Source organism: Janthinobacterium sp. PSRC1-1 (assembly GCF_049897525.1).
In the GTDB taxonomy this organism is placed as follows: domain Bacteria; phylum Pseudomonadota; class Gammaproteobacteria; order Burkholderiales; family Burkholderiaceae_D; genus Janthinobacterium; species Janthinobacterium tructae.
Window position 1 is genome coordinate 205,406 of record NZ_JAFCWK010000006.1, and the last position, 26,374, is coordinate 231,779.

25 protein-coding genes and 1 tRNA gene are annotated in these 26,374 nt (G+C 63.4%); 12 read left to right on the forward strand and 14 right to left on the reverse strand.

Annotated features, from left to right (window positions below; translation table 11 throughout):
* Positions 1-212 precede the first annotated feature (212 nt).
* From fdnG to ACP7DW_RS15345, 8 genes are all read left to right on the forward strand, one after another.
* Positions 213-3,284, forward strand: a complete 3,072-nt coding sequence (fdnG, locus tag ACP7DW_RS15310; protein WP_426055363.1) for a formate dehydrogenase-N subunit alpha — start codon at positions 213-215, stop codon at positions 3,282-3,284.
* Positions 3,285-3,297: 13 nt separating this feature from the next.
* Complete coding sequence (gene fdxH / locus ACP7DW_RS15315; protein ID WP_070290616.1) at positions 3,298-4,218, forward strand: formate dehydrogenase subunit beta; 921 nt, start codon at positions 3,298-3,300, stop codon at positions 4,216-4,218.
* Positions 4,208-4,879, forward strand: a complete 672-nt coding sequence (locus ACP7DW_RS15320; RefSeq protein WP_426055362.1) for a formate dehydrogenase subunit gamma — start codon at positions 4,208-4,210, stop codon at positions 4,877-4,879. Before fdxH ends, ACP7DW_RS15320 begins: the two co-directional genes overlap by 11 nt.
* A gap of 175 nt (positions 4,880-5,054) precedes the next feature.
* Entirely contained in the window at positions 5,055-6,110 is a 1,056-nt protein-coding gene (gene fdhE, locus ACP7DW_RS15325) for a formate dehydrogenase accessory protein FdhE (protein WP_298413708.1), read from the forward strand.
* Positions 6,107-7,516: an L-seryl-tRNA(Sec) selenium transferase gene (gene selA / locus ACP7DW_RS15330; RefSeq protein WP_426055361.1), complete on the forward strand. Its 1,410-nt coding sequence runs from the start codon at positions 6,107-6,109 to the stop codon at positions 7,514-7,516. The genes fdhE and selA overlap by 4 nt, the downstream gene beginning before the upstream one ends.
* Complete coding sequence (gene selB / locus ACP7DW_RS15335) at positions 7,513-9,468, forward strand: selenocysteine-specific translation elongation factor (RefSeq protein WP_426055360.1); 1,956 nt, start codon at positions 7,513-7,515, stop codon at positions 9,466-9,468. Before selA ends, selB begins: the two co-directional genes overlap by 4 nt.
* A gap of 12 nt (positions 9,469-9,480) precedes the next feature.
* Positions 9,481-9,576, forward strand: a tRNA-Sec gene (locus ACP7DW_RS15340).
* A gap of 153 nt (positions 9,577-9,729) precedes the next feature.
* Positions 9,730-10,443 carry a substrate-binding periplasmic protein gene (locus tag ACP7DW_RS15345; RefSeq protein WP_426055359.1) on the forward strand — a complete coding sequence of 238 codons (714 nt, stop codon included), beginning with the start codon at positions 9,730-9,732 and terminating at the stop codon, positions 10,441-10,443.
* Between the two features lie 14 nt (positions 10,444-10,457).
* Here the strand turns inward: ACP7DW_RS15345 and ACP7DW_RS15350 are convergent, their stop codons facing one another.
* The 7 genes from ACP7DW_RS15350 to fur all read right to left on the reverse strand — a co-directional run bounded on the left by ACP7DW_RS15350 (position 10,458) and on the right by fur (position 15,162).
* Entirely contained in the window at positions 10,458-11,198 is a 741-nt protein-coding gene (locus ACP7DW_RS15350; RefSeq protein WP_071076506.1) for a GGDEF domain-containing protein, read from the reverse strand.
* A gap of 3 nt (positions 11,199-11,201) precedes the next feature.
* Positions 11,202-11,600, reverse strand: a complete 399-nt coding sequence (locus tag ACP7DW_RS15355; RefSeq protein WP_298413673.1) for a DUF1987 domain-containing protein — start codon at positions 11,598-11,600, stop codon at positions 11,202-11,204.
* 22 nt (positions 11,601-11,622) lie between these two features.
* Positions 11,623-12,180 carry a SiaB family protein kinase gene (locus ACP7DW_RS15360; protein WP_071076508.1) on the reverse strand — a complete coding sequence of 186 codons (558 nt, stop codon included), beginning with the start codon at positions 12,178-12,180 and terminating at the stop codon, positions 11,623-11,625.
* Between the two features lie 65 nt (positions 12,181-12,245).
* On the reverse strand, positions 12,246-13,460 hold the full coding sequence (locus ACP7DW_RS15365; protein WP_426055358.1) for a SpoIIE family protein phosphatase: 1,215 nt from the start codon (positions 13,458-13,460) through the stop codon (positions 12,246-12,248).
* 179 nt (positions 13,461-13,639) lie between these two features.
* On the reverse strand, positions 13,640-14,230 hold the full coding sequence (locus ACP7DW_RS15370; RefSeq protein ID WP_426055357.1) for an NAD(P)H-dependent oxidoreductase: 591 nt from the start codon (positions 14,228-14,230) through the stop codon (positions 13,640-13,642).
* Between the two features lie 59 nt (positions 14,231-14,289).
* Positions 14,290-14,655, reverse strand: a complete 366-nt coding sequence (locus ACP7DW_RS15375; RefSeq protein WP_426055356.1) for a MerR family transcriptional regulator — start codon at positions 14,653-14,655, stop codon at positions 14,290-14,292.
* 69 nt (positions 14,656-14,724) lie between these two features.
* The gene (fur, locus tag ACP7DW_RS15380) at positions 14,725-15,162 is read right to left on the reverse strand and encodes a ferric iron uptake transcriptional regulator (protein ID WP_332861718.1); all 438 of its coding nucleotides are present in this window, start codon (positions 15,160-15,162) and stop codon (positions 14,725-14,727) included.
* 252 nt (positions 15,163-15,414) lie between these two features.
* Between fur and ACP7DW_RS15385 the strand changes: the two genes are divergently transcribed.
* Both ACP7DW_RS15385 and ACP7DW_RS15390 read left to right on the forward strand, forming a co-directional pair.
* The gene (locus tag ACP7DW_RS15385; RefSeq protein ID WP_426055355.1) at positions 15,415-16,311 is read left to right on the forward strand and encodes a LysR family transcriptional regulator; all 897 of its coding nucleotides are present in this window, start codon (positions 15,415-15,417) and stop codon (positions 16,309-16,311) included.
* 149 nt (positions 16,312-16,460) lie between these two features.
* Entirely contained in the window at positions 16,461-17,078 is a 618-nt protein-coding gene (locus tag ACP7DW_RS15390) for an OmpW/AlkL family protein (RefSeq protein ID WP_152251095.1), read from the forward strand.
* Positions 17,079-17,166: 88 nt separating this feature from the next.
* On the opposite strand, the gene ACP7DW_RS15395 is transcribed toward ACP7DW_RS15390, so the two are convergent.
* The 5 genes from ACP7DW_RS15395 to ACP7DW_RS15415 form a co-directional block, all read right to left on the reverse strand.
* Positions 17,167-17,994, reverse strand: coding sequence for a MetQ/NlpA family ABC transporter substrate-binding protein (locus ACP7DW_RS15395; RefSeq protein ID WP_116744988.1), 828 nt, complete (start codon positions 17,992-17,994; stop codon positions 17,167-17,169).
* A 32-nt stretch (positions 17,995-18,026) separates the two neighbouring features.
* The gene (locus ACP7DW_RS15400; protein ID WP_426055354.1) at positions 18,027-18,701 is read right to left on the reverse strand and encodes a methionine ABC transporter permease; all 675 of its coding nucleotides are present in this window, start codon (positions 18,699-18,701) and stop codon (positions 18,027-18,029) included.
* Complete coding sequence (locus ACP7DW_RS15405; protein WP_298413651.1) at positions 18,694-19,503, reverse strand: methionine ABC transporter ATP-binding protein; 810 nt, start codon at positions 19,501-19,503, stop codon at positions 18,694-18,696. Before ACP7DW_RS15405 ends, ACP7DW_RS15400 begins: the two co-directional genes overlap by 8 nt.
* A 324-nt stretch (positions 19,504-19,827) precedes the next feature.
* Positions 19,828-20,265, reverse strand: coding sequence for a YbaN family protein (locus ACP7DW_RS15410; RefSeq protein WP_426055353.1), 438 nt, complete (start codon positions 20,263-20,265; stop codon positions 19,828-19,830).
* A gap of 210 nt (positions 20,266-20,475) precedes the next feature.
* On the reverse strand, positions 20,476-20,739 hold the full coding sequence (locus ACP7DW_RS15415) for a hypothetical protein (RefSeq protein ID WP_426055352.1): 264 nt from the start codon (positions 20,737-20,739) through the stop codon (positions 20,476-20,478).
* A 26-nt stretch (positions 20,740-20,765) separates the two neighbouring features.
* Here ACP7DW_RS15415 and ACP7DW_RS15420 point away from each other — a divergent pair, with 26 nt between their 5' ends.
* Positions 20,766-21,332, forward strand: coding sequence for a YceI family protein (locus ACP7DW_RS15420; protein WP_100873620.1), 567 nt, complete (start codon positions 20,766-20,768; stop codon positions 21,330-21,332).
* Between the two features lie 126 nt (positions 21,333-21,458).
* On the opposite strand, the gene ACP7DW_RS15425 is transcribed toward ACP7DW_RS15420, so the two are convergent.
* Both ACP7DW_RS15425 and ACP7DW_RS15430 read right to left on the reverse strand, forming a co-directional pair.
* Positions 21,459-23,267 (reverse strand): NAD(P)-binding domain-containing protein, encoded by a 1,809-nt coding sequence (locus ACP7DW_RS15425; RefSeq protein ID WP_426055351.1) that lies wholly within the window; start codon positions 23,265-23,267, stop codon positions 21,459-21,461.
* Between the two features lie 143 nt (positions 23,268-23,410).
* Positions 23,411-24,553: a helix-turn-helix domain-containing protein gene (locus tag ACP7DW_RS15430; RefSeq protein ID WP_426055350.1), complete on the reverse strand. Its 1,143-nt coding sequence runs from the start codon at positions 24,551-24,553 to the stop codon at positions 23,411-23,413.
* A 214-nt stretch (positions 24,554-24,767) separates the two neighbouring features.
* On the opposite strand from ACP7DW_RS15430, the gene ACP7DW_RS15435 reads away from it, so the two are divergent.
* Positions 24,768-26,264, forward strand: coding sequence for an alginate export family protein (locus ACP7DW_RS15435; protein ID WP_426055349.1), 1,497 nt, complete (start codon positions 24,768-24,770; stop codon positions 26,262-26,264).
* Positions 26,265-26,374: the final 110 nt, after the last annotated feature.

Consider the following 26,374-nt stretch of genomic DNA (forward strand, 5'->3'; position numbering starts at 1 on the left):
CGTCAGGCGGGCTGCCATTGTTTAGAGGAACTATTCGGTACCGGTCAAATAATGTTGACTATGTGCAATTTTCTCCGGCGGACTGAGCCTTGACGGGGTTTGAGGGGTAAAATACTGTCATACGGCACAGGCATGGTGCTTATATCTTGGTGATATGACACCACCACGACGTTGTATGACTTTTTATTTACTCACATCATAGAGGCCTGAATATGGTTCAGATGTCCAGGCGCCAGTTCCTTCGGGTAACTGGCGCGACCATTGCTGGTTCCAGCCTCGCCCTGCTCGGTTTCGCACCGGGCCAGGCGATGGCGGAAGTGCGGCAATACAAGCTGTCTCGCACCACCGAGACACGCAATACCTGTCCTTACTGTTCAGTAGGATGTGGCGTCCTGCTGTATGGTCTGGGCGACGGCGCAAAAAATGCCGTCTCCAGCATCATCCACGTGGAAGGCGATGCCGATCACCCGGTGAACCGCGGCACCCTGTGTCCGAAAGGCGCCAGTCTGGTCGACTTCATCCACAGCCCGAACCGCCTGAAAGTGCCCGAATACCGCGCACCGGGCGGCACGGAATGGCAACCGATCTCCTGGGATGTGGCGCTCGACAAGATCGCGCGCCTGATGAAGGATGACCGCGATGCCAACCTGATCGAAAAGAATGCCGACGGCAAGACCGTCAACCGCTGGCTCTCCACCGGCATGCTGGCCGCGTCCGCCGGCAGCAATGAGGTCGGTTATCTGACCCACAAGACAGTGCGCAGCATGGGGATGCTGACCTTTGATAATCAGGCGCGTGTATGACACGGACCGACGGTGGCAGGTCTTGCCCCGACGTTTGGCCGTGGCGCGATGACGAATCATTGGGTCGATATCAAGAATGCCGATGTGATTTTGGTCATGGGCGGCAATGCAGCAGAAGCACATCCTTGCGGATTCAAATGGGTTACGGAAGCGAAGGCGCATAACAAGGCCAAGCTGATCGTTGTCGATCCGCGTTTTACCCGTACCGCATCCGTGGCAGATTACTACTGCGCCACGCGTACCGGCACGGACATCGTCTTTCTCGGCGCGATCATCAATTATCTGCTGACGAACGACAAGATCCAGCATGAGTACGTGCGCAACTACACGGACATGCCTTTCATCGTGCGCGAAGACTATGCGTTCGAGGACGGCCTGTTCTCGGGTTACGACAAGGAAAAAGGCAAGTACACCAACAAGGCCACCTGGGATTACGAGATCGGCGACGATGGCTACGCCAAGGTCGACCCGACCCTGGAACACCCGCGCTGCGTCTACCAGATGATGAAGAAGCACTACGCGCGTTACACGACCGAGATGGTCGAACGCACGTGCGGCGTGTCGCCCGACAAGTTCCACAAGGTGGCCGAAGCCCTGGCTTCGACCGCCGTGCCGGGACGCGCCGGTACCATCCTGTACGCGCTGGGCTGGACGCACCACTCGACGGGCGCGCAAACCATCCGCACGGGCGCCATGGTGCAGTTGTTGCTGGGTAATATGGGTATCGCCGGCGGCGGCATGAACGCCTTGCGCGGGCACTCGAACATCCAGGGCTTGACCGATCTGGGCCTGATGTCGAATCTGTTGCCAGGTTATATGACCCTGCCGAACGAAGCCGAGCAGGACTTCGATGCGTATATCGGCGCGCGCGCCACCAAGCCGCTGCGGCCGAACCAGCTCAGCTACTGGAGCAATTACCGCAAGTTCCACGTCAGCTTCATGAAGACGTGGTGGGGTGATTTCGCCACGGCCGAGAACAATTACGCGTTCGACTACCTGCCGAAACTCGACAAGCCGTATGACTTGATGCAAGCCATCGAGAACATGCACCAAGGCAAGATGACGGGCTATATCTGCCAGGGCTTCAATGTGCTGGCGTCCGCGCCGAACAAGCAGAAGGTCACGGAAGCGCTGTCGAAGCTGAAGTTCCTCGTCATCATGGACCCGCTGGCCGTGGAAACGGGCGAATTCTGGAAGCCGCATGGCCAATACCACGAAGTCGATCCCACCAAGATCATGACGGAAGTGTTCCGCTTGCCGACCAGCTGCTTCGCCGAAGAGCGCGGTTCGCTGGTGAGTTCCTCGCGCGTGCTGCAGTGGCACTGGCAGGCGGCCGAACCGCCGGGCCAAGCGCGCAGCGACCTGGAGATCATGTCGGGCCTGTTCTTGCGCATGCGTAGCCTGTACCAGAAAGAGGGCGGCAAGTTCCCCGATCCTATTCTCAACCTGACGTGGAATTATGCGCAGCCGCATAACCCGCAGCCGGAAGAAATCGCCCGCGAATTCAACGGCAAGGCATTGGCCGACTTGTACGATCTGAAGGATCCGAGCAAGCTGCTGGTGAAAAAAGGCGAGCAGCTGGCCTCGTTTGCGCAATTGCGCGACGACGGCACGACGTCGAGCGGTTGCTGGATCTTCGCCGGCAGCTGGACGCAGGCGGGCAACCAGATGGGACGGCGCGACAATAGCGACCCGACCGGCATCGGCCAGACGCTGGGCTGGGCCTGGGCATGGCCGGCCAACCGCCGCGTGCTGTACAACCGCGCTTCGTGCGACTTGAAGGGCAAGCCTTTCGACCCGACGCGCAAGTTGATCGAGTGGAATGGCAGCAATTGGAGCGGGGCCGATATTCCCGACTTCAAGGTCGACGAACCGCCGGAAAACGGCATGGGTCCGTTCATCATGCTGGGCGAGGGCGTGGCGCGCTTCTTTGCGCGCGGCGCCATGGCCGAGGGACCGTTCCCCGAGCATTACGAGCCGTTCGAAAATCCGCTGGGCTACAACCCCATGCATCCGAAAAACCCGCAAGCGACCAGCAATCCGGCCGCGCGCGTGTTCGCCGATGACCGGAAGCTGTTCGGCACGCACGAGGAATATCCGCATGTGGCGACCAGCTACCGCCTGACCGAGCATTTCCATTACTGGACCAAGCATGCGCGCCTGAACGCCATCATCCAGCCGCAGCAATTCGTTGAAATCGGCGAAGAGCTGGCCAAGAGCATCGGCGTCATTGCCGGTGGTGAAGTGCGCGTCAGTTCCAAACGGGGCCACATCATCGCCAAGGCCGTGGTCACCAAGCGCATCAAGGCTTTGATGATCGAGGGCAAGCAGGTGCATACCGTGGGCCTGCCGCTGCACTGGGGCTTTACGGGCGTGGCCAAGCCGGGGTATCTGATCAATACCCTGACACCGGGCGTGGGGGATGCGAATTCGCAAACGCCGGAATTCAAGTCCTTCCTCGTGAAGGTGGAAAAAGCATGATGGGAGCTCAATAATGGCACTGCAATCCTTAGATATCCGGCGCCTGTCGGCTACCACGGTGACGCCGCCGCAAGCGCGCAGCCCGGTGACGGGTACCGTGGCCAAGCTGATCGATGTGTCGAAATGCATCGGCTGCAAGGCTTGCCAGACGGCGTGCATGGAATGGAACGACTTGCGCGATGAAGTCGGCGAAAACCATGGCACCTATGACAATCCGACGGACTTGACGCCGCAATCGTGGACGGTGATGCGTTTTGCCGAACACGAAAACAACGACGGCAACCTCGAGTGGCTGATCCGCAAGGATGGCTGCATGCACTGCGAGGACCCGGGCTGTTTGAAAGCCTGTCCGGCGCCGGGCGCCATCGTGCAATACACGAACGGCATCGTTGATTTCCACCAGGAAAACTGCATCGGTTGCGGCTACTGCGTGGCCGGCTGTCCTTTCGACGTGCCCCGCATTTCGAAAAAGGACGACCGCGCCTACAAGTGCACCTTGTGCTCGGACCGCGTCGCCGTGGGCCAGGAACCGGCCTGCGTGAAAACCTGCCCGACGGGCGCCATCGTCTTCGGCACCAAGGAAGACATGAAGGTGCATGCGGAAGAGCGCATCGTCGACCTGAAGTCGCGCGGTTTCGAGAACGCGGGCCTGTACGATCCGCTGGGCGTGGGCGGCACGCACGTGATGTACGTACTGCACCATGCCGACAAGCCGAAGCTGTATTCGAACTTGCCGGAACGCCCGCGCATCAGCCCGATGGTGGGCTTCTGGAAGGGCTGGTCCAAGCCGCTGGCAGTAGCCGGCATGGCTGCCACGGCGCTGGCAGGCTTCTTCCATTACACGCGTGTCGGTCCGAACGAAGTGAGCAAGGACGAAGAGCACGAAGCCTTGGAAGAGGCCAAGCGCATCCGGGAGGAACAGCATGAAGCATAGTGAACACCACGATGGCAGGCTGCGCGACAAGGATGGCAATCCCTTGATCCAGCGTTACGACTCGAACGAGCGCACGAATCACTGGGTCACCGCGATCACTTTCGTCATGCTGGCCCTGTCCGGCCTGGCCATGTTCCATCCCTCGATGGCGTGGCTGGCGAATCTGTTCGGCGGCGGGCAATGGACGCGCATCTTGCATCCGTTTGCCGGCCTGGTGATGTTTGTCTCGTTCGCGATCCTGGTGGTGCGCTTCTGGCACCACAACAAGTTCGAGGACGGCGACAAGCAGTGGCTCAAGCAAATGGACGACGTGCTCCACAACCGCGAGGAAAAGCTTCCGAAGATCGGCAAATACAATGCCGGCCAGAAGATCCTGTTCTTCGTGTTGCTGGTCAGCATGATCGGCTTGCTGCTGTCGGGCATCGTGATCTGGCGCGCGTATTTCGCGTTCTACTTCCCGATCGACGTGGTGCGCTTTGCCGCCTTGCTGCATGCCGGTTGCGCTTTTGCCATCATCTGCGCCATCATCGTGCATATCTATGCGGCGATCTGGGTCAAGGGCTCGGTCGGCGCCATGGTGCGCGGCACCGTCACCTACGGCTGGGCGCGCAAGCACCATCCGAAGTGGTTTGAAGCGGTGATGCGAAACAGCAAGGACTGACGGTTTTTTGCTTAAGTAGCCCAAGTGCAAGAGCTGGGGTCAGACCCGCCGGGGGAATGCGTTCCAATGGAACGCGTTCCGATCCCGAAGGGACTGACCCCTGTTTTCCTTTGCGGCTTGCGATGACTGTATCGATTAAAATACTTTTACATCCCCTTTTTTGATGGGAACTCCATTGGTACAACGCATTCTTCAGCCAGGCGAAATCGAAGGCCTGGACCACAACGCGATTCCGCGCCTGCTGCTGCCGCAGCCTGACAGCCTGTTTACGGCGCGCGCCTTGCGCTTGCGCGAACTGGCGCAGGGCAATATCAAGGGCATCCCCGTCGACGCGGGCATGCAGGGTTACCTGGTGCTGATGGCCGCGCTGGCCGATGCGCAGGCCGCCGTGGTGGGAACACTGGCGCCCGGCGCCGTGCCTGCCGCCGACCCCGACGCGCTGCGCCGCGCGATGCAGCACCGCATGCCGGTGCTGCCCGTGAATGGCGCCCGTCCGCCCGTCTGGCGCGCCATCTTTGCCAGCCTGCTCGATGAATTGGCCGCCACGGCTGCCAGCCAGCCGGCACTATCGGGCGGTCTGACCCAGGTGCTGGCCCAGTTGCGCGCGCTCGACGCGCCAGCGCTGGACGCCTGCGCCGATGCCGTGCTCGATGAAAACGGCGACAATGTGAATCCCATGCACGCGCCGTTCGTCGCCGCCGCGCTGCAGATTTTATGGTCGGTGTCGGCCAGCCAGTTGCGCGCCGCGCGCGTGCCGGACCTGGAAACGGGCACCCTGTGCCCCGTCTGCGGGTCGCACCCCGTCGCCAGCGTGATCCGCATCGGCGGCGGATCGCAGGGCTACCGTTACCTGCACTGCGGCATTTGCGAAAGCGAATGGCATATGGTGCGCGTGAAGTGCTCGACCTGCGAACAGAATGGCAAGATCGCCTACCAGGGCCTGGACGCGGCCGATGCGGCGCCGTTCGACCCCGTGGCGGCCAAGGACGACAAATTGCCCAACAAGGCGAATGATCCGAAGAAGGTGGCGCGCGCGGAAACCTGCGACGACTGCCATACCTATCGCAAAGTCTTCAATCAGGAACACGATTACAACGTCGAACCGCTGGCCGACGACCTCGCCAGCCTGATGCTCGACCTGCTGGTGGGCGAAGCGGGCTACCAGCGCGCCAGCGGCAATCCGCTGCTGTGGCTGGGGAAGAACGACAGCGGCGAGGGCCAGCCAGCATGACGACAGGGCAAACCGTGCGCCTGCCGTCGGTCGACCGCATCCTGGGCGACGCGGCTTGCCTTGAGCTGATTGCACGTTACGGCCGCGTGCAGACCCTGGCCTGCGCGCGCGCCGTGCTGGCCGAACTGCGTACGGCCATGCTGGCGGGCGCAGTGTGCGAGGAGGGCGCATCGATCGCCGCCATCGTCGCGCACATGGGCGAGCGGCTGCAGGCCCAATCGCGCTCGCAGCTGCGCGCCGTGTTCAACCTGACGGGCACCGTGCTGCACACGAATCTGGGCCGCGCGCTGCTGCCCGACGCGGCCGTGCAAGCCGTGGTGGAAGCGCTGCAGTGGCCGATGAACCTGGAATTCGATCTGGAGACGGGCAAGCGCGGCGACCGCGACGACCTGGTCGAGGAATTGCTGCGCGAACTGACGGGCGCCGAAGCGGCCACCATCGTCAACAACAATGCGGCCGCCGTGCTGCTGATGCTCAATACCCTGGCGCAGAATAAAGAGGTCGTCGTCTCGCGCGGCGAACTGGTGGAAATCGGCGGCGCCTTCCGCATCCCCGACGTGATGACGCGCGCCGGCGCCGTGCTGCGCGAAGTGGGCAGCACCAACCGCACCCACCTGGCCGATTACGCCAATGGCGTGAATGAACACACGGCCCTCTTGATGAAGGTCCATTGCAGCAATTACGCGATCACCGGTTTCACGAAAAGCGTGGAACTCGACGAACTGGTGCCGCTGGCGGCGCAACGCGGCGTGCCGACGGCCGTGGACCTGGGCAGCGGCACCCTGGTCGACCTGGCCCAGTATGGCTTGCCACATGAAACGACGGTGCGCGAAACCATCGAAGCGGGTGCCGACCTGGTGACCTTCAGCGGTGATAAATTGCTGGGCGGGCCGCAGTGCGGCGTCATCGTCGGACGCGCCGATTTGATCGCGAAGATCAAGCGCAACCCCCTGAAACGCGCGCTGCGCGTGGGCAAACTGACCCTGGCGGCATTGGCCCCGGTGCTGCAGCTGTACCGCGCGCCGGACTTGCTGGCCGAACGTCTGACCACCTTGCGCCTGTTGACACGCCCTGCGGGCGCCATGCGTGCGCAGGCGCACACCCTGCTGCCGCTGCTGCAAGGCGCGCTGGGCATGCAGTACGTGGTCACGGCCGAAGCCATGCAAAGCCAGATCGGCAGCGGCGCTTTGCCCGTCGACCAGCTGCCCAGCTTTGGCCTGGCCATCCGCAGTACACCCGGTTCGCGCCTGAGCAACCCATTGGGCGTGCTGGAACAGCGTTTGCGCGCCTTGCCGTGCCCCGTGATCGGGCGCATCGGGCAAGACACGCTGTGGCTCGATTTGCGCTGCCTGGAAGCGGCGCACGAGACGGCCTTCATCGCGCAGCTCGGCGAGTTGTCCGCATGATCGTCGGCACCGCAGGCCATATCGACCATGGCAAGACGACGCTCACGCGCGCGCTGACGGGCGTGCACACGGACCGCCTGAAGGAAGAGCAGGCGCGCGGCATCTCGATTGAACTCGGCTACGCCTATCTGCCGCTGGCGGACGGCACGGTGCTGGGCGTGATCGACGTGCCGGGCCACGAAAAATTCATCCGCACCATGGCGTCCGGCGTGACGGGCATCGACTTCGCCCTGCTGGTGGTGGCGGCCGACGACGGCATCATGCCGCAGACGCACGAGCACCTGGCGATTTTGCAGCTGCTGGGCGTGACGCGCGGCGCCGTGGCGCTGACCAAGATCGACCGCGCCGACGGCGCCCGCGTGGCGCAGGTGGAGGCGGACATCGAGGCGCTGCTGGCCGGCACGCCGCTGGCGGGCAGTCCCATCTTCCCCACGGCCGCCAGCCGCGACAACGATGCCGGCGTGGCGGCCTTGCTGGCGCACCTGACGCAGGTGGCGCGCAGCCTGCCGCAGCGCGATGAACGGCGCTTGTTCCGCCTCGGCGTGGACCGCGTGTTTACCTTGTCGGGGCAGGGCACCATCGTCACCGGCACGGCGCTGGCCGGCATGGCCAGGGTGGGCGACACGCTGCAGCTGGCGCCCGGCGGCGCAGGCGCGCGCGTGCGCAGCATCCATGCGCAGAACCGCGCGGCCGAGACGGGCGTGGCGGGCCAGCGCCTGGCGCTGAACCTGGCCGGCATCGAGCGCGAACGCATCGAACGGGGCAACTGGATCGTCGCGCCGGAGCTGGCGCAGTGTTCCGAGCGCCTCGACGTGCAACTGACCCTGCTGCCCGACGCCGGCGTGCAATTGAAAGCCTGGTCGCCGCTGCACGTGCACCTGGGCGCGGCGCACCAGCTGGCGCGCGCCGTCATGCTCGATGGCGAAACCCTGTCGCCGGGGCAGACGGGCAGAGTACAACTGGTGTTCGAGTCGCCCATGCACGGCGTGCCGGGCGACCGCTTCGTCGTGCGCAATGCGCAAGCGACGCAGACGGTGGGCGGCGGCATGGTGCTCGACCCGTTCGGCCCCGCGCGCAAGCGGCGCAGCCAGGCCAGGCTGGCCTGGCTGGACGCGCTGGCCGCCTTTGTCGCACACGGCGATATCGCCGCCTTGCTGGCGCAAAGCCCGCTGGGGCTGCGCGAGTCGCTGCTGGTGCGCCTGTCGCTGCTGCCGGCGAACGCCATCGCGCTGCCGGCCGAGACGCGGCGCATCGCCCTGCGCGGTGGCGACGCCCTGCTGCTGGCACCGCCAGCGTTGCTGGCGCTGGAAGAGCGGGTGCTGGCCGCCCTGGCGGTGTTCCACGCGCGCGCGCCCGATGAAGCAGGGCCGGAACTGTGGCGCCTGAAGCGCATCGTCGACGCGGAGATGGAAGACGCCTTGTGGAGCCATCTGGTCGAAGGCTTGCTGGCGCGCGGCGAGGTGCTGGCGCGCGGCGCCAGCCTGCATCTGCCGACCCACAGCGTGGAACTGACGCCACAGGAGCAGGCGCTGGCCGAGCCCTTGCTGGCGGCGTTGGAGCAGGGGCGCTTCGAGCCGCCGTGGACGCGCGACCTGGCGCGCGACTTCGGCCTGGCCGAGGACGACACGCGCAGGCTGCTGCGCAAACTGGCCAAGGCAGGGCAGATCAGCCAGGTGGTGCACGACCTGTTTTATCACCAGGCGGCGCTGGCCGAGCTGGCGCAACTGGTGCGCAGCCTGACCGAAAAAGCGGAGTTGGACGAGAATCTGGCGCCCGGTTCCGGCGCCGTGGGCGCGGCCACCTTCCGCGATGCCAGTGGTCTGGGCCGCAAGCGAGCGATCCAGGTCTTGGAATTCTTTGACCGCGTCGGTTATACTCGCCGTGTTGGCAATGGGCATCTATTACGCCCGCAAGCGCTGTGGTCCTATACCGCAGCCTTGGCCAGCAGCTAGCTCAGGCACCGCGGAAAGCACACTCATCCGGTGATGTGGCCGGGCTTCAAACCCGGTGGAGGGCGTCAGACGTTCTCCCGTAGGTTCGACTCCTACTGTTTTCCGCCAGATATTCTTCCTTTCCCCTGCATGCTGATCGTCCCGGCGTTGGCCTGTTGCCACGTTGCGGAAAATAAATGGTGTAATTGATAATATGCGGCGCTGCCGGCACGGGGCGATGGTAACATCGGCGGCAATCCCCTGTAGCAGATGAAAGCAAGCATGAAACAAGCAAGCATGGCGCGGCTGCTGGCAGTGGCGCTGCTGATGCCGGTGCTGGCCGCAGCGGCTGGCCTGCGCATCGTTGGCGAGCACTTGCCGCCATCGAGCATGATGGAAGGCAATGTCGTTGTCGGACGCGAAACGACGAAGGTGCGCGACATCATGGCGCGCGCCGGCATCGCCTACCGCATCGAGTTGTTGCCGTGGAAGCGCGCGTATGCGCAGGCGCTGCGCGAGCCTGATACCTGCATCTTTTCCACCAGCCGCACGCAAGAGCGCGAAGCGCAATTTCGCTGGATCGGCCCCCTCAACGAAGCGGAGTGGGTACTGTATGGCCTGGCCGAGCGGCATCTGACGCTGCGCACGCTGGCCGATGCGCGCGGCCTGGTGATCGGCACGGTGCTCGGTGACGCGCGCGACGACTACCTGCGCCAGCATGGCCTGAACGTGGCGCCCGTGACGCAGGAGTGGCTCAATCCGCAAAAGCTGCTGCTGGGGCGCATCGACCTGTGGGCGGTGGGCATGGCGGTGGGCAGCAAGCCGTTTGCCGGCAAGCAGTGGGAGGGCAAGGTGGAACCGCTGCTGACCTTTAATCGCGTGCAGACTTACCTGGCCTGTAACCTCAAGGTGCCCGAGGCGCAGGTGGCTGCCATGCAGCGCGCCGCTGCCGCCATGCGCCGCGACGGCAGCATGGCGCGCGAACAGCTGCGCTGATGCAGTGCATTGAGTCAGCTTTCCAGCCACTGGCGCACGCAGTTGCGTCCTTCGCGCTTGGCCTGGTACAGGGCCTGGTCCGCATGGCTGTAGGCCGTCTCGAACGGCGTGCCGGCGCGGTTCCAGCTCAGGCCCACGCTGACGGTGATGGCGCGCGTGATGGGCGCCGCATGGCGCTGGCGGCCGACGCTCTCGCAGATTCGCTGCGCGATTTGCGCCGCCTCGTCGCGCGAAGAGGTGGGCCAGACCACGGAAAACTCTTCACCGCCGACCCGGCCGATGGCCGTCTCCTGTCCCAATAATCCCTTCAGGCAGTCGACCACGGCCTGGATCACGCCGTCGCCGGCCGGGTGGCCGAAATCGTCGTTGACCTGCTTGAACAGGTCGATGTCGAGCACGATCAGGGCCATGTCGCCCTGCGCCAGGCAGTGCGAGGCATGCTCGATCACGGCGCCGCGGTTCAGGGCGCCCGTCAGCGGGTCGTGCGTGGCGCGGTATTCGAGCTGGCCGGCCAGGGTTTGCAATTGCCGGTTCAGCAAATGCATGTCGCGCTCGGCGCGGTCGCTGCGGCCGATCAGGCGCCGCGTCTCGCGCATCAGCCGTTCGTAGTGATTGATCAGTTCACCGAGCACGCGGCGCTGCGCCTCGCCGCTGGCATGGACGTCGGCGTGCATGCGCCGCGCGGCAGCCAGCGCCGCCGCTTCCACGGTGAACAGGTCGGGTTCCAGGCCGGACTCGGAGATGGCGGCGTGCATGCTCTAGCTGCCTCGCACGGGATGGTCGCGGAAATCGAGCGCCGTGAAATCCTGCTGCAGCTCCTGGCCGAACTCCAGGATGGTGTCGTCGTCTTCGTCGTGATACCAGTTCAGGCGCACCTGGTTGCCATCGATGGCCGCCTGGTTCAGGGTGTCGAACAGGGTAAACAGCATCTTCGTGCTGGAGCTGTTGAAGTAGGCCAGCGAGACGTTGACGGTGATGGCGCTCTCGCGGCAGGCGTCCAGGTAGGCGCGCACGGTGGCGATCAGCGGGCCATAGAAGGCGGCCGCGTTTTCCGGATAGGACTCGCCCTTGATCGACAGGGTGTGCTGCTCGAAACGGAAGTCGATTTCGGGCGAACACGGGGTCGCGGCGATGAACAGTGGTGACGGTAATTGCATATGCTTTCCTGAGTCGGCTCTTTCAAATGATGGCTTTGATGCAGAAGATGGTGTGCCCCGGCTCCTGTGGGTCCTGGACGAATTCGAATTCCAGCGGCTCGCTGGCGTCGCGCGCCATGGTGAGAAAACCCAGGCCGGCGCCCTTGCTGTCGGCCGGCGCTTCCTCGCGCAGGGCCTTCTTGTAGGCGAGGCGGATTTCTTCCATCGTCATCGTGTGCAGCGGCTCCAGGCGGGCGCGGATCTGCGCCACGTTGTCCGTCGAGACGGGGTTGGCGCACAGCAGAAAAAAGCTGTCGCCGCGCGTGCCGATGCAAAACGAGCCGCGCCGCATCTGCTGGTCCAGCTGCGCATCGGGCGTCAGGCTGTCGGCGGAGTAGTGCATGATGTTTTGCGACATCTCGATGAACGAGGAAAAGATGCGCCGCCGCGTGGGTCCGGCCGCGCCGGCCGTGTCGAGGCGCGCCTTGATGGTTTCGGAAATGGCGCTCACCACGTGCTGCGAGAAATAGCCCACGTAAAAAAAGATGATGTTGCGCTTGCGCGCCACATCCCAAAACTCGTTGAATTCTTCGTACAGCACGTCCGTGCTCCTGGCTAGCCGGTGACCCGGTTTCTTGTTGATAAGGTGCTTCGATGGCGCCAAAACTACAGGCGGAAACAGAAAAAGGTCAGGTCGTCGCGGCGCGGTTGCTTGCCTTGCCAGGCGGCGCTGTCCTGCAGCAGCGCCGCCGCCACGTCGCCGGCGGGAGCGGCGCGCTGCGCCAGCAACTGCTCGCGCATGCGCCGCTTGCCATAGGCGATGTCGCGCGCGCCGCCGATCTGGTCGAGCAAGCCGTCGGTGGTGATGAACAGCAGGCTGCCGGCGGGTATGGCGAGCGTCTCGTTGTGCCAGCAGTAGCCGGGCGGCGTGTCGACATAGCCCACGCCCATGCGCGCGCCGTCGATGGCGCGCACGGCCTCTTCGCCCGGCGCCACCACGTACAGCGCCAGTTTCGCCCCCGCGAAACGCAGGCTGGCGCTGGCGTCGTCGTAACACAGGAAGGCGCAATCCATGCCGTCGTTCGAACCGGCGTGGCCTGCGTTGTCGCTGGCGGCGCCGTCCTGGCCCAGCAAGGTCTTGATGGAGCGGCTGACGGCGCCGATCAGGGCGGCCGGATCGCGCGGCCCCAGTTCGCGCAGTGCCTGGCTCAGGGCCGACGAGGCGATCAGGGTCATGAAGGCGCCCGGAACGCCGTGCCCGGTGCAGTCGGCGATGGCGGCAAACCAGCCGCCCGCGTGGCGCTCGAAGAAGTAAAAATCGCCGCCGACGACGTCGCGCGGCTGCCATTCCAGGTGCGCGTCGGGCAGGGTGGCGCGCAATTCCGCGCTTGATGTGCGCAGCAGTGCGCGCTGGATCACGCTGGCGTAATCGATGCTGTGCATGATTTGCCGGTTTTTTTCCGCCTGCATGGTGGCCACCACGTTCATCAGCTGCAAGCCGAAGCCCACGCCGGCCAGCGCGCCACCCTCGGTGATGATGAAGCCGTCGGCCAGCGCCTTTTCGCCCGCTTCCACGGCGCGGAAGGTGAGGTCTTCGATGCTCATGGCGCCATCGACGATCAGCGGTTCCTTGTCCATGAAGGCGATGCAGCTCTTCTTGCCGTACACCTCGTGATAGAAGGGCTTGGACATCTGCGACATGAAGATGTTGCGGCTGATCAAACCGATGGGCTTCTGCTGCTCCGTGACTGGCAGGCTCATCATGTCTCGCCGTTCCGTGAACAGCTCCAGCACGGCGAAATTGCTGGCGTCGGCCTGCACCGATTCCGTGGGGATGCACAGATCGAACGCCACGGAGGTGCGATAACGGGGAAGATGCAATCGAGAAGCGTTGAACTCCACAGCGGCTACCTTTACATGACGAGCGGACCCTTGTTGTCGCGACGGCAAGGCGACTGACAAACAGGCAATATCATCATGGTAGCCGTGGAATGTGACGGCTTGATTACCAGCTTGTCAAAACCGTATGCAAGATGGCTGCATGGCAATCCGTTCCGGCCCTACAGGCGCCGCGCCAGCGCCTGCGCCTGTTCCAGCCAGCGCGCGCGCTGCACTTCGGTGGAATTGAGGATGGGGCCGAAGCTGGCCACCTTGACGGGCTTGATGCCGCAAAATTCCAGCGTCGTCTTGCGCAGCTGGTGGATGCCGGGCATGTGGTAGACCCAGCGGAAATACCAGGGCGGCGTGTCCATCGTCACCAGGAGCTGGGCCGTGCGGCCCTTCAGCAGCTGGGCCGGGAAAGCCTTGCCCGGGCGGTACTTGAAGGCAAAGCCGGGCAGGAAGACGCGGTCGACAAAGCCTTTCAGCAGGGCCGGCGCGCCGCCCCACCAGATGGGGTAGGCGAACACCAGGTGTTCGGCCCAGCTGATGGCTTCCTGCGCGGCCAGCAAGTCCGCTTCCAGCGGCTGCACCTGGCGGTAGCCTTCGTGCAGGATGGGATCGAAGTCCAGCTGGCCCAGGCGCAGCTCGCGCACGGTGTGGCCTTCGCTGCGGGCCGTGGCGGCATAGGCCTCGGCCAGGGCGGCGCAGAAACTGTCGCTGGACGGGTGGCCGAGGATGATCAAGACGCGTTTGGGGGCTATTTTTGGCATGCTGCAGGCTTTCCGTTAAAGAACAGCCTGCATGCTAAAGCCTGCCCCTAGTGGCAGAGTCAAGCGGCCGCTGAAAGGTGCTGGCGCGCCAGGCAGTCGTGAATTTCCGTGTCGATGTCGGCCAGTTGCGCGTCGAGCTGGCGCAGGCGGGCGAACTCCTGCTGTATCTGCGCGCGCTTGGCGGCGATGTGCCGCGACAGGGCGGCCCAGTCGGTCTCGTCGCCGGCCAGGACGGGCAACAGTTCGGCCAGGCGGAAGCCCAGCGCCTGCGCCTGGCGTATCAGTCTCACTTGCGCCAGGTCTTGCTGCGTGTAGACGCGGTAGGCGCCCGAGCGGCGTACGTCGCCCAGCAAGCCCAGCGTTTCATAGTGGCGCAAGGCCTTGGGCGAGGTGCCCGCCAGGCGGGCGATTTCTCCGATGTACATGGGTGATCCTTTCTCAAGCGTGAGCGAATCTTACCGCAAGGCAGCGGCGCCCTGGCGGCCCAGGCAGCTTCAGGCCCGGCGCGGCGGAATTTTCTTCGCCGTGCACTCGGCGCAGGTGCCGTACAGCGACAGCGCGTGCTCGTGCAGCACGAAGCCCCGCTCGGTGGCAATCTCATTCTGGCGCAATTCGATGCCTTCGTCGACGAATTCATCGACCTTGCCGCAACCGGTGCAGACCAGGTGATCGTGGTGCTGGCCTTCATTGAGTTCGAAGACGGCGTGGCCCGATTCGAAATGCCGGCGAAACAAGATGCCCGCCTCGGCAAACTGCATCAGCACGCGGTAGATGGTGGCCAGGCCCACGTCGATCTTTTCAGCCAGCAAGAGTTTGTAGACATCGTCCGCACTCAGGTGCTTGATGCCGCCTTCTTGAAACAGCTGCAGAATCCGCAAGCGGGGGATGGTCACTTTCAAGCCCGATTCACGCAGTTCCCTCAATATATCCATGTCTCCCATTCCTTTTTATGATCGCCTGAGCGAGCGCTTAAGCGTGAACCTGCATTATATCGCAAATGATAATCATTACCATTCGCATGTGCGCACTGGAAATAGGATGCGGTGTAGCCCGTTGGGAAACCAGTGACATCGGCGCAAGTGCCCATTGCGTGGCGGGCAAGTTGTAGCAGCACTATCGTTCAAGATGGAAAAATGGCGCTCGAATCGCTACACTGTGCAGCAGGCAATAACAATGGAGGGGGCATGGACCGATTTGATGCGATGCGTCTGTTTACCCGCATCGTCGAGCTGCGCAGTTTCACGCAGGCGGCGCATGACCTCGGCTACCCGAAGGCGACCGTCACGCATGCGATCAAGCAACTCGAAGCACGGCTGCGCGTACGCCTGCTGCAGCGGACGACGCGGCAAGTGACGCCCACGCCCGATGGCCAGGCGTATTACCAGCGCTGCGCGCGCCTGCTGGCGGACCTGGAAGAAACGGAAGCCGTGTTTTCCTCGGCGATGCAGCAGCCGGCCGGCAAGCTGCGCATCGACCTGCACGCGACCCTGGCCATGCATTTCGTCCTGCCCGTGCTGGACCGGTTCTGCGCCCGCTACCCTTTGATCGAACTGGAAATCGGCATGGGCGACCGCCTCGTCGACCTGGTGCGCGAAGGCGTCGACTGCGTGCTGCGCGTGGGCGAATTGAGCGACTCGTCGATGGTGGCGCGCCGGCTGGCGCTGCTGGAACAGGTAACATGCGCCAGCCCCGCCTACCTGGCCGCGCACGGCACGCCGAAGAATCTGGCGCAGCTCGATGGCCACCGCGCCGTCAATTTCTTTTCCGCCCAGACGGGCAAGGTCTGGCCCTTCGATTTCAAGGTGGATGGCCAGCGACACAGCGTGGCCTTGCCGGGCACCGTCTCCGTCAACAATGCCGACGCGTATCACGCCTGCTGCCGCGCGGGCCTGGGCTTGATCCAGGCGCCGCGCTACCACCTGGAGCGGGCGCTGGCCGCCGGTGAGCTGGTGGAAGTGTTGTCGGCCATGCGTCCCGACCCGCTGCCCGTGTCCGTGCTGTATCCCCATCAGCGGCAACTGTCGCCGCGCGTGCGCGTGTTTGCCGACTGGCTCGCCAGCCTGTTTGCCGAGGTGGTTTGATTTTGCAATGCCGCATTTTCTTGACCTGGGTAAAGAAAAAAATCCCTCTGATGATGCCATCTAGCACTATTTGATGTGGATCAAAGTTTTTGTTGCACTGCACTCTTAGACTTCGCAGCGTTACTTAACGACAAAAAGAGGGAACTAGAATGAAGAAGTCCGCAACTGCAGCAGCAATCGTCCTGGCCGCCATCGGCGCATTCGCCGGCAATGCAATGGCGCAGGAAAGCCCATGGCTGGTGCGCGCGCGCGCCGTGCACATCGATCCTGCCAACAAATCCACGCCGGTGTTGGGCGTCGGTGCATCGGACACGATCCACGTCAGCAGCAAGACGATTCCTGAAATCGATATTTCGTATTTCTTCACGCCAAACATCGCTGCCGAGCTGATCCTGACGTATCCGCAAAAGCATGACGTCACCCTGGGTGGCCAAAATATCGGTACGTTCAAGCATTTGCCGCCGACCTTGTCGCTGCAATACCACTTCATGCCTGAAAAACAGTTCAGCCCATACGTCGGTGCAGGCGTGAACTATACGAACATTTCGAGCGTGAAACTGCTGAATGGCGCTGGCCGCCTGGAGCATGACAGCTGGGGCTTCTCGCTGCAAGCCGGCGTCGACTACAAGCTGGACAAAAACTGGTCGCTGAACTTTGACATCAAAAAAGTCCAGATCCGCAGCGACGTCTTCGTCGGTGCCGCCAAGGCCAGCGAAGTCAAGATCGACCCTGTCCTGATCGGCGTAGGCGTCGGCTACCGCTTCTAAATAGCGATGGCGCCCGCGTGGCGCAGACAATAAAAAAGGACGGCCGGGTTTGCACCTGGCCGTCCTTTTTTGCATTGCCTGCGCCGGTTTATTTTTTCAGCGTCTTTTCCAGCGCCAGCTGGTAGTCCGTCTTTTCGTAGCCGGCCAGGTATTTGTTCGTCGCGTCGAGGAAGGCGCGCGAGCGGTAGGCCGCTTCCAGGTCCTTGACCCATGGCTTGGCCTTGTCGGCCGTGCGGATGGCCACCAGGTTGATATAGCTGTCCGAGATCTTTTCCACGCTAAGGGCCGAGGTCAGTTTCATGCCGGCGGCCAGGGCGAAGTTACCATTGACGAAAGCGTAGTCGGCGTCGGCCAGCGAACGCGGCAGCTGCGCCGCTTCCAGCGGCACCAGTTTCAGCTTCTTCGGGTTTTCCAGCACGTCGCGCTCGGAAGCGCGCAGCGGGTCGACGTTCGGTTTGAGCTTGATCCAGCCCATCTTGGCCAGCATCACCAGCGCGCGCGCCTGGTTGGTCGGGTCGTTCGGCATGGTGATGGTGGCGCCGTTTTTGACTTCCGCCAGGGTTTTTTGCTTGCCGCCGTACAGGCCGATCGGCATGGTCGGCACGGTGATGAGGGAACTCAAGGGCAGCTTGTTATCGGTGGCGAACTTGGTCAGATAGACGATGTGCTGGAACACGTTGGCGTCGAGCGAGCCTTCGGCCAGCGCGTAGTTCGGCTGCACATAATCGTTGAATTCGACGATTCGGACCTTGTAGCCCTGTTTTTCCAGGATCGGCTTGATGCCCAGCTTCAGCTGGTCCGAATACGGGCCGGAGCTGGTGCCGATGACGAGTTCTTTCGGGTCCTTGGCGTGGGCGGCGGTGGCGAAGGCCAGGCTGGCGGCTGCCAGGAGCAGATTGCGGCGAAGATGGTTCATGCTTTTCCTTGTACTGAAATACTGAAGATGAATTAACGTTTGTCGAGGCGCTTGGCGATGCGCGTGCCGGCGAACTGGATGGTTTGCACCAGCACGATCAGGATGGCCACGGTGACGACCATGATGTCCGTCTCGAAGCGGTAGTAGCCGTAGCGGATGGCCAGGTCGCCGATGCCGCCGCCGCCCACCACGCCGGCCACGGCCGAATACGACAGGAAGCTGATCGACAGCACGGTCAGCGCCAGCACCAGGCCGGAGCGCGCTTCGACCAGCAGCACGCGGAAAATGATCTGCATTTCCGACGCGCCCATGGCGTGCGCCGCCTCGATCACGCCGCGCGGCACTTCGCGCAGGTTCTGTTCCACCAGGCGTGCCAGGTAGGGGATGGCGGCGAACGACAGGGGTACGGCAGCTGCCAGCGGGCCGATCGAGGTGCCCGCGATGATGCGCGTAAACGGCGTCAGGGCGACCAGCAGGATGATGAAGGGGAAGCTGCGCACGGTATTGACCAGCCAGCCCAGGACCATCGACAGCGGGCGGTTTTCCAGCGACTGGCCTTCCGAGACGAGGAACAGCACAATGCCCAGCGGGCCGCCGATCAGGATCGCGGCCGTGAGACCGATACCCAGCATGGTCATGGTCTGGCCCAGCGCGACCCAGATTTCCGGCAGCAGGTTGACGACGTTATTGATCGATTCTTCAAACATGTGTTGCATCCTTCCATGCGGTGGCTTCAAACGCCTCGGTGCCGTAATACGCCAGCTCGCGTCCCAGCGCCGTCTTGCGCGGGGTGGCCGTGTCGCTCAACTCGAATTGTTCGGCGATGGCGCCGTTTTCCACGACGGCGACCCTGTTGCAGATGGCGCCCAGCACCGACAGCTCATGGCTGACGATGACGATGGTCACGCCAAGGCGCGCATTGATGTCGCGCAGCGTGTCGAGCAGGGCGCGCGTGGTTTCCGCGTCCAGCGCGGACGTCGGCTCGTCGCACAGCAGCACGTCGGGGTGGCTGGCCAGGGCGCGGGCAATCGCCACGCGCTGTTTCTGCCCGCCGGACAATTGCGCCGGATAGCTGTGCAGCTTGTCGGACAAGCCGACGAGCGCCAGGCATTCCTCGACCCTGGCGGCGATCTGCTCGCCCTTGGTCGTGCCATGGATTTTCAAGGGGAAGGCGACGTTGTCGAAGACGCTGGCGTTTTGCAGCAGATTGAATTGCTGGAAAATCATGCCGATATTCTGGCGCGCGTCGCGCAGCTCGCTCTTGCTCAGGCTCGTCAGTTCGCGCCCGGCCACGGTAATGGTGCCGCTGTCGGGACGCTCGAGCAGGTTAATCAGGCGCAGCAAGGTGGATTTGCCGGCGCCGCTCTTGCCGATCAGGCCGAAAATATCACCGGGATAGACGTCCAGCGTGACCGATTTGACCGCGTGGAATTGTTCGCCCTTGGGCAGCGCGAAGGTCTTGTTCGCGCCATCGATGCGAATCACCGGCGTACGGGGTGGTGTGGTCATGCAGTGTTTCCTTTTTTATTGGACCGTGACAGGCTTGCTTGCAGGGGCCAAATCGCCCGGCCTGCTACGTCGGTTGCGTAGTATACCTCCGATCGTGTTATTACTCCTACGACAGAATCTTGCTTTGAATATGCAAATAATGTCTATGCGCCCGTTTTCAAGTTGAAAAAGCGGGAAATTGGCGCTCCTGCCGAATTTAATCGCGTGGACGGGCGCAGTGGAGCCGCATCCTGGTGAAAAGTTCGACGCGCGCCGCGTGGGCGTCGCGGTGTTTTTATGTGCAGTTCGGCTGATTTGCCGTTTTTTTGATGTGGGCGCGGCCGTTTACTGCCCGCCGCTACCGTCTTCGCGGGCAGATTCTGCTCCGCTGGCGGCAGGGCCTTCGGGACGCCGCAACAGGTAGACGAGGACGGCGATTTCCATGGCGCCCACCATGGCGATGACCCACCACGGCGGATGGCCCAGGCACATGGCGACAAAGCCGATGGCCATGCCCAGGCAAGCCATGGCCTTGCCGCGCCGCGAGACGGCGCGGTGTTCGCGCCACTGGCGCAGCGGCGGGCCGAAGCGGGGATGCTGCAGCAGCCAGTGCTCGAGGCGCGGCGAGGCGCGGCTGAAGCAGGCCAGGGCGAGGATCAGGAAAATCGTCGTCGGCATGACGGGCAGCATGGCGCCGATGATGCCCAGCAGCACCATCAAGGCGCCAGCGGCGGTCCAGGCCCAGCGGCGCAGGCGCACGCCGTGCGCTTCGCGCAATGGCATCCGGGCGTGCGGCTCCTGCATCAGGCGAAGGCGCCGGCTGTCATGCCCTGGCTGCGGGACGGGGAGGTGGTGGGGTGCGAGTTCACTGTGCTCGTATCGTGGCGGGTGGCCGTCATGTTTTTCTGCTCTGGGTTCGGCTCTGTTTTTGGCTCTATTATGGAGGAATCAAGGCGACGCTGCATGCACGCCAGGGCCGCGATGATACCTAGCCTAAAGAATAATAACAAGAATCATTCTCATTTGATGCATGCTGCGGCGCCGGATAACGCTGGATATTTTGGGCAATGCAGACAATAATCGGCAGCAGTAGGCGCTGTCGTGGACATCATCATCGTTATTATCGATTTTATCGATGCTAACTAGGTATATTTTGCGTTTTACATCGATCTTCATGCCATGCATAATCTGTTGTAACTGAAGCCAGACAATCAGCCGCATGCGTTGCTCGCCTGCAGCTGCTTGCGGTTTTGACATCCTCCACTTTTTATCAGGAATCCACAATGAAAAAACTGCTCGCTTTTATCGCCGCCGCCGGCTTCTCGCTGTCCGCCGTTGCCGCGCCTGAAGTCTATGTCATCGATGGCAGCCACACTTTCCCCCGTTTCGAGTACACCCACATGGGCTTCTCGACGCAGCAAAGCCGTTTCAATAACACCACCGGCAAGGTCACGCTGGACCGCGCCGCCAAGACGGGCGCCGTCGAAGTGCTGATCGACACCAAGTCCGTCGATACGGGTTCGACCCTGTTCAACTCGCACATCCAGGGCGAAGACTTCCTCGACACGGCCAAGTACCCGGTCGCCACCTACAAATCGACCAAGTTCAATTTCGACGGCGACAAGCTGGCCTCCGTGGAAGGCAACCTGACCCTGAAAGGCGTGACCAAGCCAGTGACCTTGACCGTCACCTCGTTCGCCTGCGCACCGCACCCGATGCTGAAAAAAGACGCTTGCGGCGCCAACGCCACGGCCAAGATCAAGCGCTCGGAATTCAACGCCGGCAAATATGCGCCAGCTGTCAGCGATGACGTGACCCTGACGTTTGCCATCGAAGCTATTAAACAGTAATTGTTGGCTGCATGATGCAAAATGGCGGCGGACTTCGGTCCGCCGCCATTTTTTTTGGGGTGGCGGTAGGTCGGATTAGTGCGGCAAAGCCGCGCGTAATCCGACATGAGCCGGCATGCAAGACGATCACGCCAGGTGATGCACCTCCTGCTGTCCATACACGGGCGTGTTCAACCCCTCCATGCGCGCCTTCAACTGCAGCGACAGGTACTGCGAATAGTGGCGCGACTGGTGCAGGTTACCGCCGTGGAACCACAGCGCTTGCTGCTGCGTGGGCTTCCACATATTGCGCTGTTCGCCCTCCCACGGGCCAGGGTCCTTGGTGGTGTCGGAACCGAGGCCCCACACCTTGCCCACTTTATTCGCCACCTCGGGCGAGATCAGGTCGGCCGCCCAGCCGTTCATGGAGCCGTAGCCGGTGGCGTACACCACCAGGTCGGCCGGCAGTTCCGTGCCGTCGGACAGCACGATGGAATGACTTTTCAGCTCCTGCACGCCGACGCCGCTTTTCAGCTTGATCTTGCCGTCGGCGACCAGCTCGGAGGCGCCCACGTCGATGTAGTAGCCGGAGCCGCGGCGCAGGTATTTCATGAACAGGCCGGAATCGTCGTCGCCGAAATCGAGCATGAAGCCGCGCTCTTCCAGGCGCGCATAAAAATCCGCGTCGCGTTCGCGGATGGCCTTGAAGACGGGCTTCTGGAAGTCGGCCAGTATCTTGTACGGAATCGAGGCGAACGTCAGATCGGCCTTGTTTGTGGTCATGCCGGCCGCCAGCGCGCGTTCCGAATACAGGTCGCCCAGCGCCAGGTCCATCAGGGAATCGGACTTGACGATGTGCGTCGACGAGCGCTGCACCATGGTCACGTCCACGCCCGCTTCCCACAGGGCGGCGCAGATATCGTGCGCGGAATTGTTCGCGCCGATGACCACCACCTTCTTGCCCGCATACGCGTCCGGCCCCGGATGCTGCGACGAGTGCTGCTGTTCGCCCTGGAACACGTCCATGCCCTTGAACTTCGGCATGTTCGCCTTGCCCGACATGCCCGTGGCCAGCACCAGCTGCTTCGGCTTCAGGGTGACGGGCTGGCCGTCGCGCAGCACCTGCACCGTCCACTCGCCGGACGCTGCATCGAAGCTGGCCGATTCGCATGACGTTGAACCCCAGTAGTTCAGCTCCATCACCTTGGTGTACATTTCCAGCCAGTCGCCGACCTTGTCCTTCGGCGTGAAGACGGGCCAGTTGTCGGGAAAGGGGATATACGGCATGTGGTCGTACCAGACCGGGTCGTGCAGGCACAAGGACTTGTAGCGCTTGCGCCAGCTGTCGCCCGGGCGCGCGTTTTTCTCGATGATGATGGTGGGGACGTTCAACTGGCGCAGCCGCGCACCCAGCGCGATGCCGCCCTGGCCGCCGCCGATGATGACGCAATAGGGCTGGCGCGCGTAGCCCAGTTCCGTCGCTTCCTGTTCGCGCTGCTCCAGCCAGCTGCTGCGGTCCGTGCGCGCGCCGTGCTCCGCGCCCATGGGCCGGCGTCCGCCCTTGGCTTCCTCAAAACCCTTCAATTCGCTCATGGTGGTGAGCAGGGTCCAGATCTTGCCGTCGCGGATGCGGATGAAGCCCACGCCGCGCGCCACGTTCGTCTCCACCGTGATCCAGCTTTGCAGCACGCCGCCCGCTTCCACCGCATGTTCGCCGTCGGCGATGCGGATGGCAACGGGCTGCACGGCGCCCAGCTGGGCGGCCAGCATGGCGGCGATCTGCTCGCGGCCTTCCAGGGTTTTCAGGTTCCAGGTAAACAGCACCAGGTCGCGCCAGTAGCCGTCCTGTTCGAACAGTTGCGCGGCGCCCGTATTATCGTTGGCGCGAAGAGAGCCTTCGAGCTGCTCCAGGATGCCGGCCACGGCCAGGTCGTGCGGGTTGTTATCGGTTTGCATCGTGTCTCCTCCAAGTCTGCTGACTTTATGATGGGATGCGGCTGTGTTGCCGCTGACGATGTTGTAACACTGGCGTTTTGGCGCCGCATCCTGCAGCGCAGCATGGCGGCGATTGAGACGGAAATCTCAGCGCCTTTATCGCGTCATTGCCGGTGCGGCGGCGCGATGTGCAATTGCTTGAGGCGCCGGTACAGGGTGGCGCGCGAGATGCCCAGCATGGCCGCGGCCTGCAGCGGGCGCCATTTGGCGCTGTTCATGGCATGGATGATGCGCGTGCGCTCGGCCTGTTCCTGCGGCGTGCAGGCCGCCACGCCATCCGTCACGGGGGCCGTGTCCTTGACGCGTGCGCGCGGGCTGGTCTGGCGCAGCGGCGCGCGCACGCGGGCGTGCAGCCAGGTGCTGCCGCCGGCCAGGCGCAAGGACAGCAGATTGTGTCCGGCGCGCGCGTCGAACAGCCGCTCGGCGCGCACGTCCAGCACCTCGCCGACGGGGCGCGGCAGGGTGTCGAGACCCCCGATGACGTCGCGCGCGCAGCCGTTGGCGGCGACGACGTTGCCATGTTCGTCGATGGCGAGCAGCATCTCCGGCTGCACCTCCACGAAGTGGCGGTTGCGGTGCGCCAGCAGGATGCAGCAATGGCTGTAGGACTTGAGAAAGAAGCCGTCCTCGATCAGGGTGGCACCCTGTCGCACCAGCTGCCTGACTAGCCGCTGGCTGTCGCGCGCGTCGGGCGAATTCAGGGCCGATGCATCGAGCACGCCGATCAAGTCGCCGTGCGGCGAAAAAATCGGCGCGGCGCTGCAGGTCAGGCCCGTGAACGCGGCGCGGAAATGGTCGGTCTTGTGCACGGTGATGGCTTCCTGGTCGAGCAGCACGGAGGCGATGCCGCACGTGCCTTCCTCTTCTTCCGACCAGCACGAACCCGGGTACAGGCCCGCCTTCTTGAAGTCCTTGCGCTGGTCCGTGTCGACCACGTAGTCGATCGTCACGCCGCGCGCGTTGGCGAGGATGACGCAGTAGCCCGCTTCGCGCACCATGGCGTGCAGGCGCGGCAGGCACTGGCCCGTGGAACGCAGAAAGCCTTCCTCGGATTGCTGGATGGCGCGCAGTTCGGCGCCCGTCAGGATGCGCGGCCCCGTGGTGGAGGCGGGGTCGAGCCGGTAGTCGTCCAGCGAGCGCCGGTACGACGACGCCAGCCTGGCCGTCTCGGCCCCTGGGTTGACGATACGCCCGGCGATCAGGTCGCGCACGCGGTCGATATGGCTGGTCTGGCGGACGTAGGGCATGGCGCTCTCCGGTGTCTCGGTTGCTGGTGTTTGGATGGTTTTCCGTTTGTAGCACGAAGCGCAGGCACATGCATGTCGCATTGCAGCATGGAACTGTCGTGAGACGATCGTCTCAGCCCCTGGCCCCGCACAATTGGATGCTTTACAACAATAAAAAAGAGCATCTCTGATAACATCCGCTCAAATTGACAGTCGGTAATCGCAAGGGATATCTATGGCAATGCAAGTGATGTTCCTGATACGCAGAACGATGGTGCCAGCCTTGCTGGGAGCGAGCGCCGCCTGCGGCGCCGCCGGCCAGCTCGATCCCGATGGGCAGAGCAGCATGGAAAAAGAGGTGGCCCGGCGCGCCGCCGTAGAACTGGCCATCGGCGCCGACTGGCACATGACGCGTTCCGTGGAAGCGGGCGTGCAGGTGGCCGGCGAGAGCAATCTGTTCTGGAAGCTGTCGAATACGCCGGCGCGCAATCCCGACTTCGATTTCCATCCCTACTGGTACGAGTTCTATGTCAAGCCTGCGCTCGGCTTCAAGCGCAACCTGAGCGACGGCAGGCAGCTGTATGCACGCGTGTCTGCCGTCGGATCGGGCACCTTGCGCCACGACCCTTTCGGCGCGGGCGACACGGGCCGCATCTCGATCGAGGAATTCGTCGCCGGCATCCGCATGCCGCTCGGCGGCACGCGCGCCATGCTCGACCTGTCGGCCGGCGCGCAGAATTTTACGCTGGGCACCGGCATGCTGATCGCCAATGGCGGCTCGAACGGCTTTGACCGCGGCGCGCTGAAGCTCGGCCCGCGCAAGTCCTTCCAGAATTCCGTGGTGGCCAAGATAAGCCAGGATGCGTTCAGCGCCCAGGCGTTTTACCTCGACCCGAATGAAAACCCCGACAACGATAGCGGCACGCGCGTCGTCGGTGTCGACGTCAGCTACGCGCCCGCGAACGACCGCAAGGCCGGCATCGCGTATGGCAAGGTACCGCGTTCGCATGCCGCGTATCCGCAGGCGGCGCCGGGCGGCATCGGCGCACCGCTGGCCGTGCCCGATGGCCGCAAGGATCTGCAGTTCGTGTATGGCTACGCGCGCGTTCCCGTGCTGCCCAGCGTGTTGTCGAAAGGCTGGTTCGGCTTTGACGCGGCGCGCGAATGGAATACGCGCGAGCCGATGCGGGGCTGGGGTTGGCGTACGGAAGGGGGCTTTTCGCTGCCCGACGTGGCCTGGACACCGAAGTTCACGCTTGGCTACCAGAGTTTTTCAGGCGACGATCCGCGTACGGCGCGCAACGAGCGCTTCGACCCGCTGTTCTTCGAAGGCACGCCGGGCGCCTGGGCTTCGGGCAGCAAGGCCACCTGGGTTTTTGTGAATGCCAACGTGAACGCGCTGCAGGCCACCATCGAGCTGCACCCGACGCCAAAAGACACCGTGACCGCCTACCTGGCCCAGGTGCGGGCCAATCAGATGGGCAGCCCGCTGCAGTTCGGCCAGGCCACGCGCCTCGACGTGCCGGGCGACGCGCCCGTGGTGATCGCCGGCGTATTGCGCCCGATGCTGGCCAACGATGTCTTCGTCAAGTATGTGCGCGTGGTGAACCCGAATACCTATCTGACCCTGGGTTTCAGCGCCTCGTTCGCACAGTCGGGCGTCAACCAGCTGGTGAACGGGCAGGCCAGGACGTGGACGGGCTGGCTGGCCAACGTCGTATGGGTCTATTGAATATTCTGACAATCAAGGAGAGCATCGCATGAACGATTTCCCCAGCATGAAACGCCTGGCCCTGGCCGCCGCCTGCCTGGCGCTGGCCGCCGGCGCCCACGCGGCAGAGA

Bases quoted from the DNA above. Each gene is read 5' to 3' on its own strand.
- fdxH (WP_070290616.1), top strand. From the start codon at position 3,298: ATGGCACTGCAATCCTTAGATATCCGGCGCCTGTCGGCTACCACGGTG.
- ACP7DW_RS15320 (WP_426055362.1), top strand. From the start codon at position 4,208: ATGAAGCATAGTGAACACCACGATGGCAGGCTGCGCGACAAGGATGGC.
- selA (WP_426055361.1), top strand. From the start codon at position 6,107: ATGACGACAGGGCAAACCGTGCGCCTGCCGTCGGTCGACCGCATCCTG.
- selB (WP_426055360.1), top strand. From the start codon at position 7,513: ATGATCGTCGGCACCGCAGGCCATATCGACCATGGCAAGACGACGCTC.
- ACP7DW_RS15345 (WP_426055359.1), top strand. From the start codon at position 9,730: ATGAAACAAGCAAGCATGGCGCGGCTGCTGGCAGTGGCGCTGCTGATG.
- ACP7DW_RS15350 (WP_071076506.1), bottom strand. From the start codon at position 11,198: ATGCACGCCGCCATCTCCGAGTCCGGCCTGGAACCCGACCTGTTCACC.
- ACP7DW_RS15355 (WP_298413673.1), bottom strand. From the start codon at position 11,600: ATGCAATTACCGTCACCACTGTTCATCGCCGCGACCCCGTGTTCGCCC.
- ACP7DW_RS15370 (WP_426055357.1), bottom strand. From the start codon at position 14,230: ATGCCAAAAATAGCCCCCAAACGCGTCTTGATCATCCTCGGCCACCCG.
- ACP7DW_RS15375 (WP_426055356.1), bottom strand. From the start codon at position 14,655: ATGTACATCGGAGAAATCGCCCGCCTGGCGGGCACCTCGCCCAAGGCC.
- fur (WP_332861718.1), bottom strand. From the start codon at position 15,162: ATGGATATATTGAGGGAACTGCGTGAATCGGGCTTGAAAGTGACCATC.
- ACP7DW_RS15385 (WP_426055355.1), top strand. From the start codon at position 15,415: ATGGACCGATTTGATGCGATGCGTCTGTTTACCCGCATCGTCGAGCTG.
- ACP7DW_RS15390 (WP_152251095.1), top strand. From the start codon at position 16,461: ATGAAGAAGTCCGCAACTGCAGCAGCAATCGTCCTGGCCGCCATCGGC.
- ACP7DW_RS15395 (WP_116744988.1), bottom strand. From the start codon at position 17,994: ATGAACCATCTTCGCCGCAATCTGCTCCTGGCAGCCGCCAGCCTGGCC.
- ACP7DW_RS15400 (WP_426055354.1), bottom strand. From the start codon at position 18,701: ATGTTTGAAGAATCGATCAATAACGTCGTCAACCTGCTGCCGGAAATC.
- ACP7DW_RS15405 (WP_298413651.1), bottom strand. From the start codon at position 19,503: ATGACCACACCACCCCGTACGCCGGTGATTCGCATCGATGGCGCGAAC.
- ACP7DW_RS15410 (WP_426055353.1), bottom strand. From the start codon at position 20,265: ATGCCATTGCGCGAAGCGCACGGCGTGCGCCTGCGCCGCTGGGCCTGG.
- ACP7DW_RS15415 (WP_426055352.1), bottom strand. From the start codon at position 20,739: ATGTCAAAACCGCAAGCAGCTGCAGGCGAGCAACGCATGCGGCTGATT.
- ACP7DW_RS15420 (WP_100873620.1), top strand. From the start codon at position 20,766: ATGAAAAAACTGCTCGCTTTTATCGCCGCCGCCGGCTTCTCGCTGTCC.
- ACP7DW_RS15425 (WP_426055351.1), bottom strand. From the start codon at position 23,267: ATGCAAACCGATAACAACCCGCACGACCTGGCCGTGGCCGGCATCCTG.
- ACP7DW_RS15430 (WP_426055350.1), bottom strand. From the start codon at position 24,553: ATGCCCTACGTCCGCCAGACCAGCCATATCGACCGCGTGCGCGACCTG.
- ACP7DW_RS15435 (WP_426055349.1), top strand. From the start codon at position 24,768: ATGGCAATGCAAGTGATGTTCCTGATACGCAGAACGATGGTGCCAGCC.